Origin of the sequence: Streptosporangium jomthongense (assembly GCF_042650425.1) — a bacterium.
Lineage (GTDB): Bacteria > Actinomycetota > Actinomycetes > Streptosporangiales > Streptosporangiaceae > Streptosporangium.
In genome coordinates, this window is record NZ_JBHSBC010000006.1 from 1 (window position 1) to 899 (window position 899).

Genomic DNA, 899 nt, shown 5'->3' on the forward strand with positions numbered 1-899 from the left:
GACCAGCGGCGCCTCGCTCTTCAGCAACGGCACCGACTGACGCTGCATGTTGGAACCCATGAGCGCCCGGTTGGCGTCGTCGTGCTCCAGGAACGGGATCATCGCGGTCGCCACCGACACCATCTGGCGTGCCGAGACGTCCATGTAACCGACCTCGTTCGCCCTCACGGACTCGAACTCGCCACCCTTACGGCGGACGAGGACGCGGTCCTCAAGGAACGTGCCATCGGCGGCGATCGGCGTGTTCGCCTGGGCGATGACGTAGCGGTCCTCCTCGTCGGCGGTGAGGTAGTGGACCTCTTCGGTCACCCTGCCGTCGACGACCTTGCGGTAGGGCGTCTCGACGAACCCGAAGGAGTTCACCCGGCCGAAGGAGGCGAGCGAGCCGATCAGACCGATGTTCGGGCCTTCCGGCGTCTCGATCGGGCACATCCGGCCGTAGTGGGACGGGTGAACGTCACGAACCTCGAAGCCCGCCCGCTCACGCGACAGACCACCGGGACCCAGCGCGGACAGACGCCGCTTGTGCGTCAGGCCCGCCAGGGGGTTGGTCTGGTCCATGAACTGCGACAGCTGGGAGGTCCCGAAGAACTCCTTGATCGACGCCACGACGGGACGGATGTTGATCAGGGTCTGCGGCGTGATCGCCTCGACGTCCTGCGTCGTCATCCGCTCCCGTACGACCCGCTCCATCCTGGCCAGGCCCAGCCGGACCTGGTTCTGGATGAGCTCGCCGACCGTGCGCAGGCGGCGGTTGCCGAAGTGGTCGATGTCGTCGGTCTCGACGACGATCTCGCCACCGGAACCCTGCATCGAGGTCTCGCCCGCGTGAAGCTTGACGATGTACTCGATGGTGGCGACGATGTCCTCTTCGGTCAGCGTGCCCTGGGTGATGTCGG

At 66.4% G+C, this 899-nt stretch carries 1 pseudogene; it reads right to left on the reverse strand.

The window, feature by feature from the left end:
• Positions 1–899 (reverse strand): annotated as a pseudogene (locus ACFOYY_RS08000) (DNA-directed RNA polymerase subunit beta); the annotation flags it as partial.